Below are 17,322 nucleotides of genomic sequence, written 5' to 3' on the forward strand. Positions count from 1 at the left end.
TATTTAAACTCAGCCCACCAGCTTGCATACTGGTGGGCAGTGCCGTTTGAGGGGAGAAGAGAATGCGGATCCTGTTGGTGGAAGATGATGTGATGCTGGGGGACGGCATGGTGGATGCACTGCGCAGCAGCGGCTACACGGTGGACTGGCTGCAACAGGGGCTGCCCGCCCTGTCGGCGCTCAAGAGCGAGGAGTTCGCCGCCCTCATTCTGGACCTCAACCTGCCCGACATCGACGGCATCAGCCTGCTGCGCAAGCTGCGCCGGGAAGGGCAGAGCCTGCCGGTGCTCATCCTCACCGCCCGGGATGCCCTGGACGACCGGGTGCTGGGGCTGGACGCGGGCTCCGACGATTACATGGTCAAGCCCTTCGCCCTGCAGGAGCTCAACGCCCGCCTGCGCGCCCTGGTGCGCCGCAGCAAAGGGCAGGCCCAGGCGGTGCTGGAGTACGGGGAGCTACAGCTCTACCCGGCCTCCCAGCAGGTCACCTACCGGGGGGAGCCGGTCAAGCTCACGCCCCACGAGTACAAGCTGTTGCAAGAGCTCATCACCCAGAGCGGCCGGGTGCTCAGCCGCGACCAGCTGCAGCAGAGCCTCTACGGCTGGGACGAGGGGGCCGAGAGCAATGCGGTGGAGGTGCACATCCACCACCTGCGCAAGAAGTTTTTCCCCGAGCTCATCCGCAACATACGCGGGGTCGGCTACATAGTGCCCCAGCTCGACAGCCAGGCTGGCAAGGGAGCCCTGGCACCATGAGTCGCGTCCGCTCCATCCGCCGCTTCCTGCTCTCCGGCATCCTGGCCCTGGTCAGCGTCAGCCTCGCCGTCAGCGGCCTCATCGGCTATCTGGAGGCCAACCACGAGATGGAGGAGCTGTTCGATGCCCGCCTGGCCCAGTCCGCCCGCATCACCAACCAGCTGCTCAACCGCTATCTGCAGCAGAGCGGCGATCTGCCGAGCAACGGCGCCATCTACCAGGAGTGGGAGCAGGCCGAGCCGAACGCCCCCCACCAGGAGCCGAGCGGCTTCGGCCAGATCGGGGAGGACAACGAGTTCACCCCCTATGGCCACGAGTTCGAGCGCAACCTCACCTTCCAGATGACGGATGAGGAGGGCAACATACTGCTGCGCTCCCCCAGCGCCCCGCGCCAGCTGTTCGGCAAGCCGGAACTGGGTTTTGGCGCCGTGCACCGCGACGGCCACGACTGGCGCACCTTCACCCTCTACAACAAGGACGAGCAGACCTGGCTCATCGTGGCGGAGCGGGACGACGAGCGGGGGGAGCTGGCAAGCAAGATGGCCACCCTCACCATGCTGCCGCTCTTCATCACCTTGCCCTTCCTGCTCGGCCTGCTGTGGTGGCTGATCACCCGTGGCCTGGCCCCGCTGCACCAGCTGGCCCAGGCCATCGGCGAGCGCCACCCCGCCAACCTGAGTCCCCTCAACCTGGCCATCAAGGCCGAGGAGCTGACGCCCCTGGTGGGGGAGATCAACCGGCTGATGCACGCCCTGGCGGACACCCTGGAGCGGGAGAAACAGTTCACCAACGAGGCGGCCCACGAGCTGCGCACCCCGCTGGCGGTGCTGCGCATCCACAGCGAGAATGCCATGGCGGCCGAGGACGAGGCGAGTCGCGAGCAGGCGCTGCGCAAGATGCTCCTGGCCCTGGATCGCAGCGATCGCCTGATCCGCCAGCTGCTGACCCAGGCCCGCATCGACAACCAGCAGACGCCGGCGCTCACCGCCCTCCCCCTGCTCCCCCTGCTGCAGGGCACCCTGGCCACCCTGGCCCCCATCGCCCTGAAGAAGGATCAGCAGCTCTCCCTGGAGGGGGGCGAGCATCTGCAGGTGATGGGGCAAGCCATGCTGCTGGACCTGATGTTCGGCAACCTCATCGACAATGCGCTGCGCTACACCCAGGCGGGTGGCGAGATCGCCGTGATGGTCAGCCAGGAGGGCAACCGGGTCCGGGTGGATGTGCGGGACAACGGTCCCGGCATCCCCACCGCCGCCCTGTCGCGACTGTGCGAGCGCTTCTTCCGGGTCAACCCCCAGCAGGGGGACGGCGTGGGGCTCGGCATGGCCATCGTCTCGCGCATCGCCCAGCTGCACGGGGCGGATCTCGACATCCACAACCGGCCGCAGGGGGGGCTGGAGGTGAGCGTGCTGCTGCCCGCCCCGCCGCGTTCGGCATGAGGGTTGGCAAGCCCGGCGTTCAGCCATGAAAAACGTGGGCCTGGCCCCCGTTTTTTCTCCACGCCCCTCAGCGGCAGCTGGGCTGTACCGTGAAGGTACGCCTCGCATCCACCGGCCCCAGTTCGGCCAGCAAACGGCGGCCGAGCAGCACGGGGTAGATCATCTTGCTGCGATCCCGCAGGGTGAACCACTCCTCATAGACCTTGTCGCCGACGCAGATGCTCATGGTCACCGTGGGGCGTTGTTCCATGCCGCCCGCCCCCCGCACCGTGACGCTGCGCTCCACCGGCCGCTCCAGGGTCTGGCGCACCACCTTGTCGGTGTTGGCGTCGGTCAGCTCCAGGTTGAAGCGCACCCAGGGCTTGCCGTCGCGTTTGAAGTGTCGCAGATCCCGGGCATCCAGAGAGGATGTGAGGGCGCCGGTATCCAGCTTCATCTTGACCGCCACCCCGGAGGGCATGAGCAGCCCCTTCTCGATCCAGCCGTAGCTGGCCGGCGCCGCCATGCTGCTGCCGCACAACGCCAGCAGCATGGCCGCACCCACCATCATTTTGCCCATCTCGCTCTCTCGCCTTGTGTAACCTGGGCCCAGATCTATCACAGCCGCCCGGCGGGTCAACCGGATTCTGGCGCGCAGGGGAGCGGGCTCTGGACGCGGTACCAACAGACGACAATCCATGCCGGGTACGGCGCGTGAGTGGGGAATGAAGCAGGAAAACGAGGGGAGAACAGGGTGCGGGATGACGCTGGCGGCCATCCTCAGGTTGTGACGCCAAAGGCTACCACAGCGGTGCGTGAATTATCAGTCTTGTTCTGACGGGATTTTTGCCTACACTGCTGTAAACCGGAGGGCCTGAAAACCACCGGTTTTTTTGCGCCTGCCGAAAAGTTGCCACTGCAAAGTGACCTCTCACACAAGGCTCAATAAGGAATTCGCAATGCGTATCGAAGAAGACTTGAAGCTCGGTTTCAAGGATGTCCTGTTTCGCCCCAAGCGCTCTACTCTCAAGAGCCGTTCCCAAGTCAGCCTGACCCGCCAGTTCACCTTCAAGCACACCCAGACCCGATGGCAGGGCGTGCCCGTCATCGCCGCCAACATGGATACCGTCGGCAGCTTCGCCATGGCGCGTACCCTGGCCAGCTTCGAGATGATGACGGCGGTGCACAAGCACTACAGCCTTGCGCAGTGGCAAACCTTCGTCAATGAGACCGACCCGGCCCTGCTGGGCCACGTAATGGTCTCCACCGGCACCTCCGAGGAGGACTTCACCAAGACCCGCCAGATCCTCGCGATGTCCAGCGCCCTGCGCTTCATCTGCGTGGACGTGGCCAACGGCTACTCCCAGCACTTCGTCGAGTTTCTGCGCAAGATCCGCGAGGCCTGCCCGAACCACGTCATCCTGGCGGGCAACGTGGTGACCGGCGAGATGGTGGAGGAGCTGATCCTCTCCGGCGCCGACATCGTCAAGGTGGGCATAGGCCCGGGCTCGGTCTGCACCACCCGGGTCAAGACCGGGGTCGGCTACCCGCAGCTCTCCGCCATCATCGAGTGTGCCGATGCGGCCCACGGCCTGGGTGGCCAGATCGTCGGTGACGGCGGCTGCACCTGCCCGGGGGATGTGGCCAAGGCATTTGGCGGCGGCGCCGACTTCGTGATGCTGGGGGGCATGCTGGCCGCTCACGAAGAGTGCGGCGGTGAAATCGTCGAGGTCGATGGCGAGCCCTTCATGAAGTTCTACGGCATGAGCTCGGCCAGCGCCATGGACAAGCACGCTGGCGGCGTCGCCGAGTATCGCGCCTCCGAAGGCAAAACCGTGCTGCTGCCCTACCGCGGCCCGGTGGAGAACACGGTGCGCGACATCCTGGGCGGGGTGCGATCCACCTGCACCTATGTGGGGGCCAGCCAGCTGAAAGAGCTCACCAAACGCACCACCTTCATCCGGGTGCGCGAGCAGGAGAACAACGTCTACGGCAAGGAGTAACCTGCCACAGACCCCGTCACGCGCTGACGGTTAGAAGCCGACCAACCGGTGTGCTACCCTGCGCACCGGTTTTTTTGCATCTGGGATCCCGCGCCATGACAAGCCCTCTCCCCCCCTTCGACTGGGACATCTTCTGCTGCGTCGTCGACAACTTTGGTGACATCGGCGTCACCTGGCGACTCGCCCGCCAGCTCAAACAGGAAGGCGCGCTCCCGGCGCAGAAGAGTGAGGTGCAGGTGCGGCTCTGGGTGGACGATCTGGCTAGCTTCGCCCGCATCTGCCCGGCGCTCGACCCCGCACAGGACGGTCAGTGGGTCGATGGCATCTATGTCCAGCACTGGCACGAGCGCCTCCCCGCCGACATGACCCCGGCCAGGGTGGTCATCGAGGCGTTTGCCTGCCAGCTGCCCGCCCCCTTTATCGAACGCATGGCCGAGCAGACCACGCCCCCCTGCTGGCTCAACCTCGAATACCTCTCGGCCGAGAGCTGGGTCGAGGATTGCCATGGCCTCGCCTCGCCCCAGCAGGTCGGCAGCCAGCGCCTCGACAAGTACTTCTTCTTCCCGGGTTTCACCGCCAGAACCGGCGGCTTGCTGTGCGAGCACGGCCTCATCGTCGAGCGCGAGCGCTGGCAACAGGATGAAGCGGGACTGACCGCCTACTGGGCCAGCCTCGGCCTGCCACCCCAACGAGAAGACGAGCTGCGGGTCAGCCTCTTTACCTACGAGAGCGAGGCGCTCAGGAGCCTGGTCGAGGGCTGGCGCCAGAGCGTCACCCCCGTCACCCTGCTGCTGCCGTTGGGGCGCTCCCTCGACGACGCGCTCATCGGCGCAGGGCTGGCAGCGGCCATTCCCGGTGCCCGGGCCGGAGATCTGCTCCAGGCGGGCAACCTCACCATCAAGCTGCTGCCGATGACCGATCAGAGGGGCTACGATCGCCTGCTGTGGAGCTGCGATCTCAACCTGGTGCGCGGGGAGGACTCCTTCGTGCGGGCCCAGTGGGCGGGGCGCCCCTTCCTCTGGCATATCTACCAGCAGGAAGAGGATGCCCACATGGTCAAGCTGGACGGTTTTCTCGACCACTACCTCTCCCCCTTGCCAACGTCGGCCGGTCAGTGGCTGCGCCGCTTCAACCATGCCCTCAACCGGGGGGAACACACCGGTGAACTCTGGGCACAATGGCCGCAATACGCGGCCATATGGCAGCAACATGGGCGCACCTGGCCACAGAGGCTGCTGGCGGACGGGGATCTCGTCACGAGGTTGGTGAAATTTTTAGAAAGCCGTATATAATCTGGCAGTTTTTATCCGTCCGTTTCACGAACAGGAATTTTTTACATGAAAACCGCACAGGAAATCCGCGCTGGTAACGTAGTCATGATCGGCACCGAGCCGATGGTGGTCCAGAAGGCTGAATTCAACAAATCCGGCCGTAACTCCGCCGTGGTCAAGATGAAGCTGAAGGGTCTGCTGAACGGCAGCGCCACCGAGACCGTCTTCAAGGCCGACGACAAGCTGGAAGTCGTTCAGCTGGAGCGTAAAGAGTGCACCTACTCCTACTACTCCGACCCGCTGTATGTCTTCATGGACACCGAGTACAACCAGTACGACGTCGAGAAAGACAACCTGGGTGATGCCCTGAACTACCTGGTAGACGGCATGGAAGACCTCTGCGAAGTGACTTTCTACAACGAGAAAGCCATCTCCGTAGAACTGCCGACCACCATCGTGCGTGAAGTCGAGTACACCGAGCCGGCCGCCCGTGGCGACACCTCCGGTAAAGTGACCAAGCCTGCCCGCCTGAAGGGCACCTCCTACGAGCTGGCCGTTGCCGCCTTCGTGGAGATCGGTGACAAGATCGAAATCGACACCCGTACCGGTGAATTCAAGCGTCGCGTCAACTAAGTTGACCCCTTGATGTGATTGCAAAAAAAGCGAGCCAAGGCTCGCTTTTTTATTGGCTGGCACCTCACGGCCGGCCTGATGAGAAGCCGTGCCCCTAGCGGCGATGGGCCAGTGCCCGCACCAGCCTGTCCCCCACCCCCTGTACCAGTTGCACCAGCAGCAGCAACATGACCACTGTCCCTGCCATCACCTTGTCATCAAAGCGCTGGTAGCCGTAGCGGATCGCCAGATCACCGAGCCCGCCGCCACCGACCACCCCCGCCATGGAGGAGAAGCCAATGAGCATCACCACCGTCAGGGTGAGTCCGGCCAGCAGCGCCGGCAAGGCCTCGGGCAGCAGCGCCTTGACGACCACGTGCCAGCCGCTGCCCCCCATGGCGAGCACGGCTTCGACGCGCCCCTTGTCCACCTCATCGAGGGCGCTCTCCACCACCCGGGCAAAGAAGGGGAAGGCCCCCAGGGTAATGGGAACGATGGCGGCGGTGCTGCCCAGTGAGGTGCCGACCACCAGCCGGGTCAGGGGGATCAGGGCGATCAGGAGCACCACGAAGGGGAGCGACCGCCCGATGTTGATACCGATCCCCAGCACCATGTTGAGACGGGGCAAGGGCAGCACGCCCCCGGGACGGGTCACCACCAGCATCACCCCGGTCGGCAGCCCCAGCAACAGAGTGAACACGGCCGCCACCCCCACCATGTAGAGCGTTTCGAGCGACCCCTGATACATCAGTTCGAGCAAGGCATCGACACTCAGGCGACTCTGCATAAACGCACCTCCTCTGTGACTCCGTGACGCGCCATGAAACGCCGCAGGATCTCGGGATCCGGCAACAGGGCCTGCCGCACGCGGGAGTCTGGGTTGGCCAGCAGGGTGCCCAGAGCGCCGCTTTCCACCAGCTGACCCTGTTCAAGCAATGCTGCGTGATCGCAGATGGCCCTGACCACCTCCAGCTCGTGGGTGATGAGCACTATGGTGATCCCGAGGCGGCGGTTGATGTCGGCAAGCAGCGCCAGCACCGACTCCGTGGTCTCCGGATCCAGGGCACTGGTCGCCTCGTCACAGAGCAAGTGGCGCGGATTGGCGGCCAGGGCGCGGGCGATGCCCACTCGTTGCTTCTGTCCCCCCGACAACTGGGAGGGAAAGGCGCGACGGTGCTCGCCAAGCCCCACCAGTTCCAACAGCTCGCTGACCCGGGCCGCCCGCTCCCGGCGCGCCACTCCGGCGATTTCCAGCGGGACCGCCACGTTCTCCTCCACGCTGCGGGCGTGCAGCAGATTGAAGTGCTGGAAAATCATGCCGGTCCCCTGACGGTGGCGGCGCAAGGCCGCCCCCTCCAGGGCCGTGATGTCGCGGCCATCGAACAGGATGCGGCCCCGGCTTGGCCGCTCCAGCAGATTGAGGCAACGAATGAGCGTGCTCTTGCCCGCGCCGCTGCGCCCGAGAATGCCGTAGATGGCCCCATCCGGAATCTCGAGCGACACTCCCTCCAGAGCGGGTTGCCCGTGCCCCGGGTACTGCTTGCCGAGCCCCTCCAGCACTATCATGACTGCCGCCCGGCCACCGGGATCACCGACCCCTTGTAGCTCTTGCGAATGAAGTCGGCGATCGCCCTGGACTCCAGATCCCGCGCCAACTGGCGGATCCGCGGATCATCCTTGAGCGCCGGGGTGGTCACCAGGATGTTGGCGTAGGGATTGTTCTGGGCGCTCTCCAGCCCCAGGGCATCGCGAGCAGGCTCCAGCCCCGCCTCCAGGGCATAGTTGCCATTGATCACCGCCAGATCCACGTCGTCGAGGGAGCGCGGCAGCTGTGGCGCCTCGATCTCCAGGATCTTGAGCGCCTTGGGGTTGGTGGCGATGTCGTGCACCGTCGCCAGATCCCGCGCCGGATCCTCATGGCCGGCCTTGAGGGTGATGAGCCCCTCGTGCTGCAACAGATAGAGGGCCCGGCTCAGGTTGGTGACATTGTTGGGCAGGGCGATCACCGCCTTTTCCGGTACCTCCCTCAGGTGCTTGAACTTCTTCGAATAGATGCCAAGGGGCTCCACGTGTACGGTCGCGGCCACCACCAGCTCGGTGCCGAGCGCCTTCTCCTGATCCCGCAGGTAAGGGACGTGCTGGAAGTAGTTGGCATCCACATCACCCGCCACCAGCAGGGCATTGGCATTGATGCCGCCGCTGAGCTCGATCACCTGCAGATCCAGCGAAGGGTCCTGGCGTTTCACCTCGCCGAGGATATCCGCATGGGGCAGTGGATCCGCGGCAACCCGCAGCGCCTGGGCTGCCTGGGCGGAGAGAGAGAGTCCGAGGGCCAATACCAGGCCGCTCAGGGAAAACAGTCCGTGCTTGTTCATCTTGTGCTCCTTGCCATGCAATCAATGGGTGGTTTCGCCGACCGCCAGCGCCCGGGGCGCCGGCAACAGATCGGCATGGTGGCGCAATGCCACATCAGGGTGGGAACGCAGCCGCCCCTTGAGGTAGTTCCAGCCCACCTCCCGCAGCAGCGGATTGTGCGGGTCGGTGGCAGGCCCCCTGGCTTCACGGGCCAGTGCCTCGGGCAGCGGATAGACGGGCACCACGGCGTCGAGCTGGGCCCCCAGGAAGAAGGCGATGGAGAGACGCTCCTGCCCCGGCGCCGACGGCACCACCCGGTGCACGGTCGCCCGCAGGTAGCCGTTGCTGGCGAGCTCCAGCAGCTCACCGATGTTGACCACGAAGGTGCCGGGGAGCGGGAGCGCATCGATCCAGTGATCCGGCGCCACCTCCACCTGCAGGCCGGGCTGGTCATCCTGCAGCAGGAAGCTCAGGAAGCCCGAATCCTTGTGGGGACCGACCCCCTGGGTGGCGCCCCGCTCACCGGGATAGCGGATCAGCTTGATATGTTCGTTGGGACGCTCTCCGTGCAGGGCATCGAAGGCATCTGGCGACAGTGCGAGCGCCTCGGCAAAAGCCCCGAGCAGGGTACGGGACATCCGGGTCATCTGCCCACGCCAGCGCGTCAGCACGGGTTGCAGTGTCGGCAGCGCCTCCGGCCACTGATTCGGCCCCTGCAACCGCCACCAGGGCGGGTCGCCCGCCGCGCGCGGCAAGGCAGGGCGATCGGCACCGATATCAAACTGCTCTCGCCAGTCGGGTTGACCCCGGGTCAGCTCCGCCCCCGGTCGGTTGTAGCCACGAAAATGGGGAGAGTGGATCATGGCGGCCTGCTGCTTGGCCGCCAGAGGCAGCGCAAAGAAGGCCCGCGACAGCTGCTGCACCTCCTGTTGCAGCGCGGGATCGATGCCGTGGCCGGTCAGGTAGAAAAATCCCGTCTCTCTCGCGGCATCGCGCAACGATGCCAGAAAATCGGCCCGGGCGTCGGGCGAGGCATCCAGCTGCCTCAGGTCGAGGATGGGCAAGTGAACCAAGGTGCTCATGGCGATAACGCTCCCTGTCGATGGAAAATGAGGGTGAACCTCTCGTTCTGACGAGACAGGGGGGAGAATTCTCCGCCTGCGGCCAGTGGCGACATGCCCCGGCCCCCTGTCTGTCTGCCCTTACTGAACCATGTATGGGTCACGGGATGGAACAATCAAAACCGGGAATGCTTTGCCATTTGGAACAATCCCGGGCCCGTGTCCGGCCCGCCGGTCAGACCCTCTTCGCCACCGCCGATGCCGATGTGCCCCCTTGCCCTAAAGAAACCCCCGGCGAGGCCGCTATGAGGGAGTGCTGGAGGATCCCCCATGACATTTCGCCCCTATCTGCTGCTGACCCTGCTTGCTTTTGCCGCCCACGGCGCCGGGCAGGCACCGTCAGGCGCCGCCCCGGATCCAGCCCCCCTGGTTCCCCCCGACTACTGGCAGAGCAGCGACTGGCAGGGAATACCCGACAGCACCAGGGTGGACAAACAACAGATACTGTTTGCCAAGCACAACAGCGACAACTACGTGGGTCTGGTCATCCTGCTGCCCGACTGGCAGCGCAGCGGCCAGCTGTGGCAACTGACCCGGGAGCTGGGGCGCCTCGGTTTCGATACCCTGCTGCTGCTCCCCTCGCCGCAGCAGACCGAGCTCGACCCCGCCGCCGAGAAGAAACAGCAGGTCATCGACGATTTTCGCAAGCAGTTTGCCTCCCGCATCAGCAAGCTGGGGGATGCCAAGCTGCAGGAGGGGGGCTTCAAGCTGCTGCTGGCCCAGGGTACCAGCGCTGCCTGGGCCGCCAACCTCATCGCCAGCGAACAGTTGCCCGCCCCCGATGCCTTGGTGCTGCTCGACGGCTTCTTCCCCAACCAGCTGAGCAACCAGACCCTCGCCAAGCAGATAGCCCAGGGCAGCATCCCTACCCTGGATCTCTATCAGGAGGAGGGAGGACGCTGGCCCCTGCTGGCAGCCGAAGCCCGCAGAAGCGAGAGCCGCCGCAGCCACAAGCTCAACTACCGCCCCTATGCCCTGATGGATCTGGAGGAGACGCCGGGGCGCATCCAGGGCTGGCTGACGCACCTGGGCTGGATCTGACCCAATCACTGAGTATCAAAAGGATTGGGCCAAACCAAAGCTGCCCCCCAGGCCAGCGGACTGGTCATCCCGCCCCCATCTTTGGCATGATGGCCTCATCAATGGCAGGAGGCTTCATGCAGCAAATCGTGTTTCTCGACAGCGACACCCTGGACACCGGCATCAATCTGCGCCGCCCCGATTTTCCCCATCACTGGCAAAGCTACCCGACCACGGCACCGGATCAGGTGGTGGAGCGGCTCAAGTGCGCCAGCATCGCCATCATCAACAAGGTGCGCATCGGGGCCGATGAACTGGCCCAGCTGCCCGAACTGCGCCTGATCGCCCTGGCCGCCACCGGCAGCGACAACCTGGATCTGGAGGCGTGCCGCGCCGCCAATGTCGCCGTGTGCAATATCCGCAACTACTCGGGCCCTTCCGTCCCCGAGCACGCCATGGCCCTGATGCTCGCCCTGTCGCGCAACCTGTTCGCCTGGCGCCAGTCCCTGCTGGAGGGGCGCTGGCAACAAAGCGGCCAGTTCTGCTTCTTCGACCACCCCATCACGGATCTGCATGGCAAGCGCCTCGGGATCATCGGCAAGGGAACCCTGGGACAGGCGCTGGGACAGCGGGCCAGCGCCATCGGGATGGAGGTTTACTATGCCCAGAGCCAGGTCGGCTCCCCGGGGGATGACGACAGGCTGCCCCTGGATGCCCTGCTGCAAAGTTCGGATGTGATCAGCCTGCACTGCCCGCTCACCCCCTACACCCGCCATCTCATCGGGGAGCGGGAGCTGGCCCTGATGAAACCGGGCGCCCTGCTCATCAACGTGGGCCGTGGCGGCCTGGTGGACGAGCAGGCGCTGCTCGAAGCCCTCGGCAACGGCCGTCTGGGGGGCGCCGGCTTCGATGTGGCGAGCGTCGAGCCGCCGCCCCCCGACCACCCCCTGATGCAGGCCCTGCGTTACCCCAATTTCATCCTGACTCCCCACGTGGCCTGGGCCAGCGAAGAGTCGATGCAGCGCCTCGCGGATCAGCTCATCGACAACATCAACGCCTTCTCCCTTGGCAGGCGCCAGCACCGGCTGGTGTAAGAGGCCGCTCGCCGCCCCTCACGGGCCGGCAGCGGGATCAGTCGTCATGCCATCTGTGCTTGCGGTGCTTTTTGTGTTTCTTGTGGTGCTTGTGGTGCTTGTGGTGCTTGTGATAGCGCCTGTCATCGTAATAGCGATCGCCGCGGCTCTCGTGACCATCCCCGGTCCTGGCTCCGATGGCGGAGCCACCGGCACCACCGATACCGGCGCCGATCAGCTGGCCCGTACTGCCACCGACGCTCTTGCCGATGGCTGCCCCGCCCAGGGCACCGACGGCGCCGCCGAGCGCAGCTTCGTTCTTGTTGCCCCTATTGGCCGTGGCCGCACCACCGGCCGCGCCCCCAGGGCGGCCCCCACCAGGGCGCCGGTGTCGCCACCCAGCTCCTTGCCGATCATGGTGCCCGCCACCCCGCCGGCTCCGCCGCCGAGAATGGTATTGAGGGTCTCGGATGCCTGCACCTGTCCTGTGCCCAACAGCAACGCCCCCAGCAGCGCCAGTGCGCTCATGCCAAACGGTTTCATTTTCATGGGGTACTCCTGTCAAACCTGATGATTGATTATTTTTCCCTGCACTATACAAAGCCCCCTGACCTGCGCCACTGCCGCAAGGGGCACCTCACGGCCAGCCCTCCCTGTCTCCGGTTCGCGACACGATGCAAGAAAGCAGGCTAACCACCTGAAACCACATCAAAAAAAAAGGTCACACGAGAAATCATCCCCGTCATGACCCTTTTCTAGGCCCAAAGGCCCTTTTTTGCAGCAATCACCGTCAGACAGATACTGTCACAACCTCCCCGTCAACGGGCGACGACGCCGCCAGATGCCAACAATCCCGCCCCTGGTGCTTGCTCTCGTACAGGCAGGCATCCGCCCGCTCGAGCGGCGTCAGGGCATCATCCGGATAGCGCGCGCCGCCGGCGCTCAGGGTGATGGCGTCGGCGAACTCCCGCCATTTCAGGGCCTTCACCCGACCGAGCAGGTGGGTCAGGCGACATTCCACCTCCGCCTGCTCCCAGGGCAGCAAGGCCGCAAATTCATCGCCCCCGATGCGGTAGACCTGCTCATCCCCCAGGGTTCTCGCCATGATGGTGGCTACCCGAAACAGCACCGCATCCCCCACACCGTGTCCCCAGCTGTCGTTGACGCGCTTGAAGTTGTCCACATCGAACAGCACCAGCCAGTAGGGCCTCCTCGCCTGCTCCAGCTCCGCCCGCTGCTGATCGAAGGCTCGCCGGTTCAGGATGCCGGTGAGAGGGTCGTGGAGCAGGGCATCCTGCCCTTGCAGCAGGCTGTTTCGCACCTGTTCTATCTCTCCCAGGCTGCCGTGCACGAACCAGGTTCGCTGACGCCGCTGGATCTCCTTTCTCGCCTCATCCCGGATGAGGCCGCTGAGCGAGCCCTGCACCAGCGCCTGCTCCTGACGAAAGATCCGCATCAGAAACCACAGGCTGCACAGCCAGATGCAGAGCAATGCCAGGGCGGGCAGCACCACCATCAGCAGGGTGTCTTGCAGGTTTTCATGAAAATGGGAGGGGGGGAGATAGACGTTGAGATCCCACTCCATCCCCTCCAGAGCGTGTTGCAGGTGGCGACCGGCCCAGAACCCGTCCAGGCCGACCGCCTGCGTCTCCCGCTCGAGACGGGGCGGCAACAGCGACAAATTGTGCCCCACCACCAGCTTGCCGCCCTTGCGCTCGGTGATGTAAAGAGCCACCGGATCCTCACCCACTGCCCGGTGCAACGCCCCCTGCAAGGCACTGAACGACATGTCCACCATCAGCAGCCCAAGCAGTTGCCCCTCATCATCCTTGACCCGCTTGATGAGAGTCAGTACCTCTCCGGCCAAATCAAACGCCGGGTAGGGACCGAACCAGACGAGATCATCGCCCTCGCCGGACAGGGTCTGGAACCAGGGCCGCGCCTGTGCCCGGTAGCCCTCCGGTTGCTGCCAGTCGGGATAGCCGTCGAGCCGATGGGTGCGCGCGTTGTAGAAATAGAGGAAGTGGGCGTCGTACTTGAACTGATGGGCAATGGCCCAGATGGGATTGATGGCCGATGCCCCGGCAGCGATGGCCTGCTTGTCCAGGGACGCCTCCAGCACGCCAAGCTGGCGGCGGTTGTCCTGCGCCATGTCCTGGAACAGGGTGGCGTCGAGGGCGGCCAGCATGTGACCGTAACCCGCCACCGTCTTGTCGATGCTGCTCAGGTAGCTGGCTGCCGCCAGCAACAGGGTGGCGATCAGCACCAGCCCTCCCAGGAGAAACGACAGCGGAGTCAGTATGTAATAGCGTTCCTTGATCAGCGCCGCCGTCATGCCACCCTCTATAAAATGTCATATTGGATGAATTTTATAGATTAAAAATCTGCAAAAGATATTGATTGAAGTCATTAACATCCACTGCTAATGATAAAAAAGATATCAAGGTGTCTCACGGCCATATTCACATCCGTCATGTGAATATCCATAAAAAGTAGAAACAGTCATTACTCCTCGTTGACGGTTTATTGCCCGCAAGGTGATATAGTCGATGACTCGAGAAATCGGAGCCAGATGACCTTTGTCGGCAACGCTGGCGGTGATGATTCATCAACCAAGGAGATGTTATGAGCAGTCCGTTTATCGAACAGATCAAAGCACGTCGTACCATCTATGCCCTGGGCAACCGGGTGACCCACTCCGAGGCCCAGCTGACCGCCCTCATCAAGGATGCCGTCAAGCACAGCCCCTCTTCGTTCAACTCCCAGAGTTCCCGCGCCGTCATCCTGTTCGGCGAGCAGCACCACAAGCTGTGGGACATCGTCAAGGCGGAGCTCAAGAAGATAGTGCCGCCGGAGGCCTATCCCCAGAGTGAAGCCAAGATCAACGGCAGCTTCCGCGCCGGGGCTGGCACCGTGCTCTTCTTCGAAGACACCGCCGTCATCGAGGATCTTCAGCAGAAATTCGCTCTCTATGCCGACAACTTCCCCATCTGGTCCGAACATGCCACCGGGATCGCCCAGTTCGCGGTCTGGACCACCCTGGCCCAGGAGGGCATCGGCGCCTCCCTGCAACACTACAACCCGCTCATCGACGATGCGGTCCGCAAGGAGTGGGACCTGCCCGCCAGCTGGCTGCTCCGTGCCCAGATGCCTTTTGGCAGCATAGAGCAACCTGCCGGCGACAAGACCTTCATCGACGACGACGTGCGTTTCCGGGTCTTCAAGTAAGCCTTCACGCCCCCTCCACCAGGGGGCGTTTTCATCTCGCACTCGTTCACCCTTGTCACGTGCCAGCCATACTCTGAGCAAACCCTCTCTTGTCAGGAGGTCCCCATGGGGGACATCGCACGCCAACGTACCTCATGCACATTGACGCCCTTGTCCGCTCTGTTGTGTGTCGCCGCCCTGGTACTGCTGTTCTCGCTGATCGGCATCTTCACCCGCCCCCCCAACCTGCTGGCGGCCTTCTGGCCTGCCAATGCGGTCATGCTCGGCTGCATGGTGCGCTATCCACGCCTGGCCACACCGGCGGGCTGGGCCGGCGGCATACTGGGCTTTTTTCTCGCCGCCCTCTTCACCGGTGAGCCCCTGTTCAAAACCATCCTGCTGACCTGCGGCAACCTGGCCGGCATCGGCGTCGGGTATCTGCTGATGCATCGGCTCGCGCCTGCCGACAAGCTCCTCAGGCGCCCCACCTCCCTCGTGCTCCTGCTGCGAAACACCCTGGCCGCCTCCCTCGCCGCCGGCGTGGTCGGCGCCATCATCAATCCCATCCTGTCTCTGGGCCCCCCGCTCTACGGGCTGGGCTTCTGGTTTGCCAGCGAGCTGGTGAACTACATGACCATACTGCCGGTGCTCCTGACACTGCCTCCCCATGACAGCGTGCCCCCCTGGCGTACCCTCCTCTATCGCACCGAGTTCTCCTGGGCCGGATTGATGCCGTTGCTGAGCCTGGTGGCCTCCCTGCTGCTCACCCTGCTCATCGAGGGGCCGGGATCCATCGCCTTCCCGGTACCGGCGCTGCTCTGGTGCGCCGTCACCTACTCCGTCTTCGCCACCAGCCTGCTGACCCTGAGTTACAGCACCCTGATCCTGATCGCCCTCTCAAACGGCCACCTCGTCATCAATCACGATGTCCAGACCCAGTACTGGATGTTCTCCGTCCGGATAGGGGTCATGTTGATCGCTCTCACCCCCCTGACCGCCGCCAGCATCATGGCGGCCCGCAACAGCCTGCTGCGGGAGATGAAACACCTGGCCCACCACGATCACCTGACCGGTGCGCTGAACCGGGCCGGCTTCTGGTCGGCCGCCAATGAACTGCTCCAGCACCTCACGGTGCAGCGCTACCCTGTGGCGATCTGCATGCTGGACATCGATCATTTCAAACGCATCAATGATCGTCACGGTCACGAAGAGGGTGACAACCAGTTGAGCAGCTTCGCGGCCCGTGTGCACGACCAGCTTCGACCGGGGGATCTCTTTTGTCGCCTGGGGGGAGAGGAGTTCGTGGCCATCTGGCCCGGCCTCAGCGAGGAGCAGGCCATGGCGGTGGCCGAGCGGCTGCGAAAAATCGTCGCGCAGCCAGGGGAAGAAAAGGGAGCCGAGCCCGCCGTCTGCATCACGGTCAGCATCGGTATCGCCTCCCAGAGAGAGGGCCCCTTCAATCTGGACGAGCTGCTCTCTCGCGCCGATCAGGCGCTCTATCTGGCCAAGCACAATAGCCGCAACCGGGTGGAACGCTATTCGGCTGAGCAGGCTTCCCCCAGCATCGGGCAATCTTGCGGCGCCTGAATGGCGTGCCCCTTGTCGTCATCATCCTGCCTCTGCCGGCAGCGGGGCGGGCAGATGAAGATGGAGCCCGTCCGGTGTCACCTCGATCTCGATCCCGCGCCAGTCCCGCAGCCAGCCCTTGAGCCTGCCGTCATACCGCCTTGTTCCCCCCATCTGCACCACCTGGCAACCCGCCTGCAGGGCGCTGGCGATGCCCGCTGGCGCATCCTCGAACACCAGGCAATCGGCCGGAGCCAGTCCCAACCGGCTGGCAGCCAGCAAATAAGGCTCGGGATCCGGCTTGCGGAAGTCACCAGCGCCCAGCGCGTCGACGGCAGCTGTTCGAGCCGTCGCCGGGCACCGTCTAGGGGCATCGGCGCCGCAGCGTATTCCATCTCCAAATCGTCGAGCAGGGTCACCTCCACTGCCACGTCCAGCTGGGGAGCCAGGGCCCCTATCACCTCCCGTGAGCGCACGCCGTGACACATGGCGAGCACGGGAGCGGGATCCAGCCCATGGTGCTGACACCAGCGCCGCCACACGACTTCCACGTCGCCGGTGGAGTGGACCAGGGTCCCGTCCATGTCCAGCAGCAGGGCCGCGGCCTTCACGCGCACCGCGCTCACAGGGCTCTCCCCGCCAGCGCATCGGCGAAGACCTGCCGCTGGGCAGCGGCCTCGTAACAGGCGAGCGCCTGCTCCGCATTGCTGGCCCACACCGGCAAGGGGGCGACGACGAACCCCTGCTGCAACAGACTGGTCAGCAGCTCCCCGGTCTCCGGTGCGGCCAGCGGCTGAGCCATCACCAGGCTCCCCTTGATCAAAAACAGATAGCGTTCGCTCGACATGACATGACTCCTTGTGACTGAACAGCGGGCAAGCAGGCCCGTTTCGAGACCATTAGAACAAGGAGATTAGATAA

16 protein-coding genes and 2 pseudogenes are annotated in these 17,322 nt (G+C 64.4%); 9 read left to right on the forward strand and 9 right to left on the reverse strand.

The features are described 5' to 3' along the window. The first annotated feature begins 62 nt into the window (after window positions 1–62). Complete coding sequence (locus tag J9892_RS01165; RefSeq protein ID WP_210537925.1) at window positions 63–755, forward strand: response regulator; 693 nt, start codon at window positions 63–65, stop codon at window positions 753–755. Further along, the gene (locus tag J9892_RS01170; RefSeq protein WP_210537926.1) at window positions 752–2,194 is read left to right on the forward strand and encodes an ATP-binding protein; all 1,443 of its coding nucleotides are present in this window, start codon (window positions 752–754) and stop codon (window positions 2,192–2,194) included. The genes J9892_RS01165 and J9892_RS01170 overlap by 4 nt, the downstream gene beginning before the upstream one ends. A 67-nt stretch (window positions 2,195–2,261) precedes the next feature. On the opposite strand, the gene J9892_RS01175 is transcribed toward J9892_RS01170, so the two are convergent. Then, window positions 2,262–2,753: a RimK/LysX family protein gene (locus J9892_RS01175; protein WP_246876605.1), complete on the reverse strand. Its 492-nt coding sequence runs from the start codon at window positions 2,751–2,753 to the stop codon at window positions 2,262–2,264. 379 nt (window positions 2,754–3,132) lie between these two features. On the opposite strand from J9892_RS01175, the gene J9892_RS01180 reads away from it, so the two are divergent. The 3 genes from J9892_RS01180 (at window position 3,133) to efp (ending at window position 6,080) form a co-directional block, all read left to right on the forward strand. After that, a complete protein-coding gene (locus tag J9892_RS01180) occupies window positions 3,133–4,176 on the forward strand; it encodes a GMP reductase (RefSeq protein ID WP_010673790.1) in 1,044 nt (347 codons plus the stop codon). Between the two features lie 95 nt (window positions 4,177–4,271). Then, window positions 4,272–5,468, forward strand: coding sequence for an elongation factor P maturation arginine rhamnosyltransferase EarP (earP, locus tag J9892_RS01185; RefSeq protein ID WP_210537927.1), 1,197 nt, complete (start codon window positions 4,272–4,274; stop codon window positions 5,466–5,468). Window positions 5,469–5,513: 45 nt separating this feature from the next. Then, on the forward strand, window positions 5,514–6,080 hold the full coding sequence (gene efp / locus J9892_RS01190) for an elongation factor P (protein WP_010673788.1): 567 nt from the start codon (window positions 5,514–5,516) through the stop codon (window positions 6,078–6,080). 94 nt (window positions 6,081–6,174) lie between these two features. On the opposite strand, the gene J9892_RS01195 is transcribed toward efp, so the two are convergent. Genes J9892_RS01195 through J9892_RS01210 form a run of 4 tightly spaced genes read right to left on the reverse strand, consistent with a single transcriptional unit; the run spans window position 6,175 to window position 9,496 of the window. Continuing rightward, window positions 6,175–6,846: a methionine ABC transporter permease gene (locus tag J9892_RS01195; RefSeq protein ID WP_124244808.1), complete on the reverse strand. Its 672-nt coding sequence runs from the start codon at window positions 6,844–6,846 to the stop codon at window positions 6,175–6,177. After that, window positions 6,831–7,625 (reverse strand): ATP-binding cassette domain-containing protein, encoded by a 795-nt coding sequence (locus J9892_RS01200; RefSeq protein ID WP_128273433.1) that lies wholly within the window; start codon window positions 7,623–7,625, stop codon window positions 6,831–6,833. Before J9892_RS01200 ends, J9892_RS01195 begins: the two co-directional genes overlap by 16 nt. Then, window positions 7,622–8,434 (reverse strand): MetQ/NlpA family ABC transporter substrate-binding protein, encoded by an 813-nt coding sequence (locus J9892_RS01205; RefSeq protein WP_010673785.1) that lies wholly within the window; start codon window positions 8,432–8,434, stop codon window positions 7,622–7,624. Before J9892_RS01205 ends, J9892_RS01200 begins: the two co-directional genes overlap by 4 nt. A 21-nt stretch (window positions 8,435–8,455) precedes the next feature. Beyond that, window positions 8,456–9,496 (reverse strand): isopenicillin N synthase family oxygenase, encoded by a 1,041-nt coding sequence (locus J9892_RS01210; RefSeq protein WP_210537928.1) that lies wholly within the window; start codon window positions 9,494–9,496, stop codon window positions 8,456–8,458. Between the two features lie 309 nt (window positions 9,497–9,805). Between J9892_RS01210 and J9892_RS01215 the strand changes: the two genes are divergently transcribed. Together J9892_RS01215 and J9892_RS01220 are read left to right on the forward strand one after the other, a co-directional pair. Next, window positions 9,806–10,576, forward strand: coding sequence for a DUF3530 family protein (locus J9892_RS01215; protein ID WP_042880268.1), 771 nt, complete (start codon window positions 9,806–9,808; stop codon window positions 10,574–10,576). Window positions 10,577–10,692: 116 nt separating this feature from the next. Next, window positions 10,693–11,649, forward strand: coding sequence for a D-2-hydroxyacid dehydrogenase (locus tag J9892_RS01220; RefSeq protein WP_039041095.1), 957 nt, complete (start codon window positions 10,693–10,695; stop codon window positions 11,647–11,649). A gap of 37 nt (window positions 11,650–11,686) precedes the next feature. Here J9892_RS01220 and J9892_RS01225 read toward each other — a convergent pair. After that, a pseudogene (locus tag J9892_RS01225) lies at window positions 11,687–12,177 on the reverse strand (glycine zipper domain-containing protein). A gap of 241 nt (window positions 12,178–12,418) precedes the next feature. Further along, window positions 12,419–13,963, reverse strand: a complete 1,545-nt coding sequence (locus tag J9892_RS01230; protein ID WP_010673780.1) for a sensor domain-containing diguanylate cyclase — start codon at window positions 13,961–13,963, stop codon at window positions 12,419–12,421. 290 nt (window positions 13,964–14,253) lie between these two features. Between J9892_RS01230 and J9892_RS01235 the strand changes: the two genes are divergently transcribed. Continuing rightward, window positions 14,254–14,856, forward strand: a complete 603-nt coding sequence (locus J9892_RS01235; RefSeq protein ID WP_010673779.1) for a nitroreductase family protein — start codon at window positions 14,254–14,256, stop codon at window positions 14,854–14,856. 105 nt (window positions 14,857–14,961) lie between these two features. Further along, window positions 14,962–16,422: a GGDEF domain-containing protein gene (locus J9892_RS01240; RefSeq protein WP_246876606.1), complete on the forward strand. Its 1,461-nt coding sequence runs from the start codon at window positions 14,962–14,964 to the stop codon at window positions 16,420–16,422. A gap of 21 nt (window positions 16,423–16,443) precedes the next feature. Here the strand turns inward: J9892_RS01240 and J9892_RS01245 are convergent. Both J9892_RS01245 and J9892_RS01250 read right to left on the reverse strand, forming a co-directional pair. Beyond that, a pseudogene (locus J9892_RS01245) lies at window positions 16,444–17,027 on the reverse strand (HAD-IA family hydrolase). Then, a complete protein-coding gene (locus J9892_RS01250; protein ID WP_010673776.1) occupies window positions 17,024–17,248 on the reverse strand; it encodes a hypothetical protein in 225 nt (74 codons plus the stop codon). Before J9892_RS01250 ends, J9892_RS01245 begins: the two are co-directional and overlap by 4 nt. Window positions 17,249–17,322 lie beyond the last annotated feature (74 nt).

Origin of the sequence: Aeromonas sp. Prich7-2 (assembly GCF_017939255.1) — a bacterium.
Classification (GTDB): Bacteria; Pseudomonadota; Gammaproteobacteria; order Enterobacterales; family Aeromonadaceae; genus Aeromonas; species Aeromonas caviae.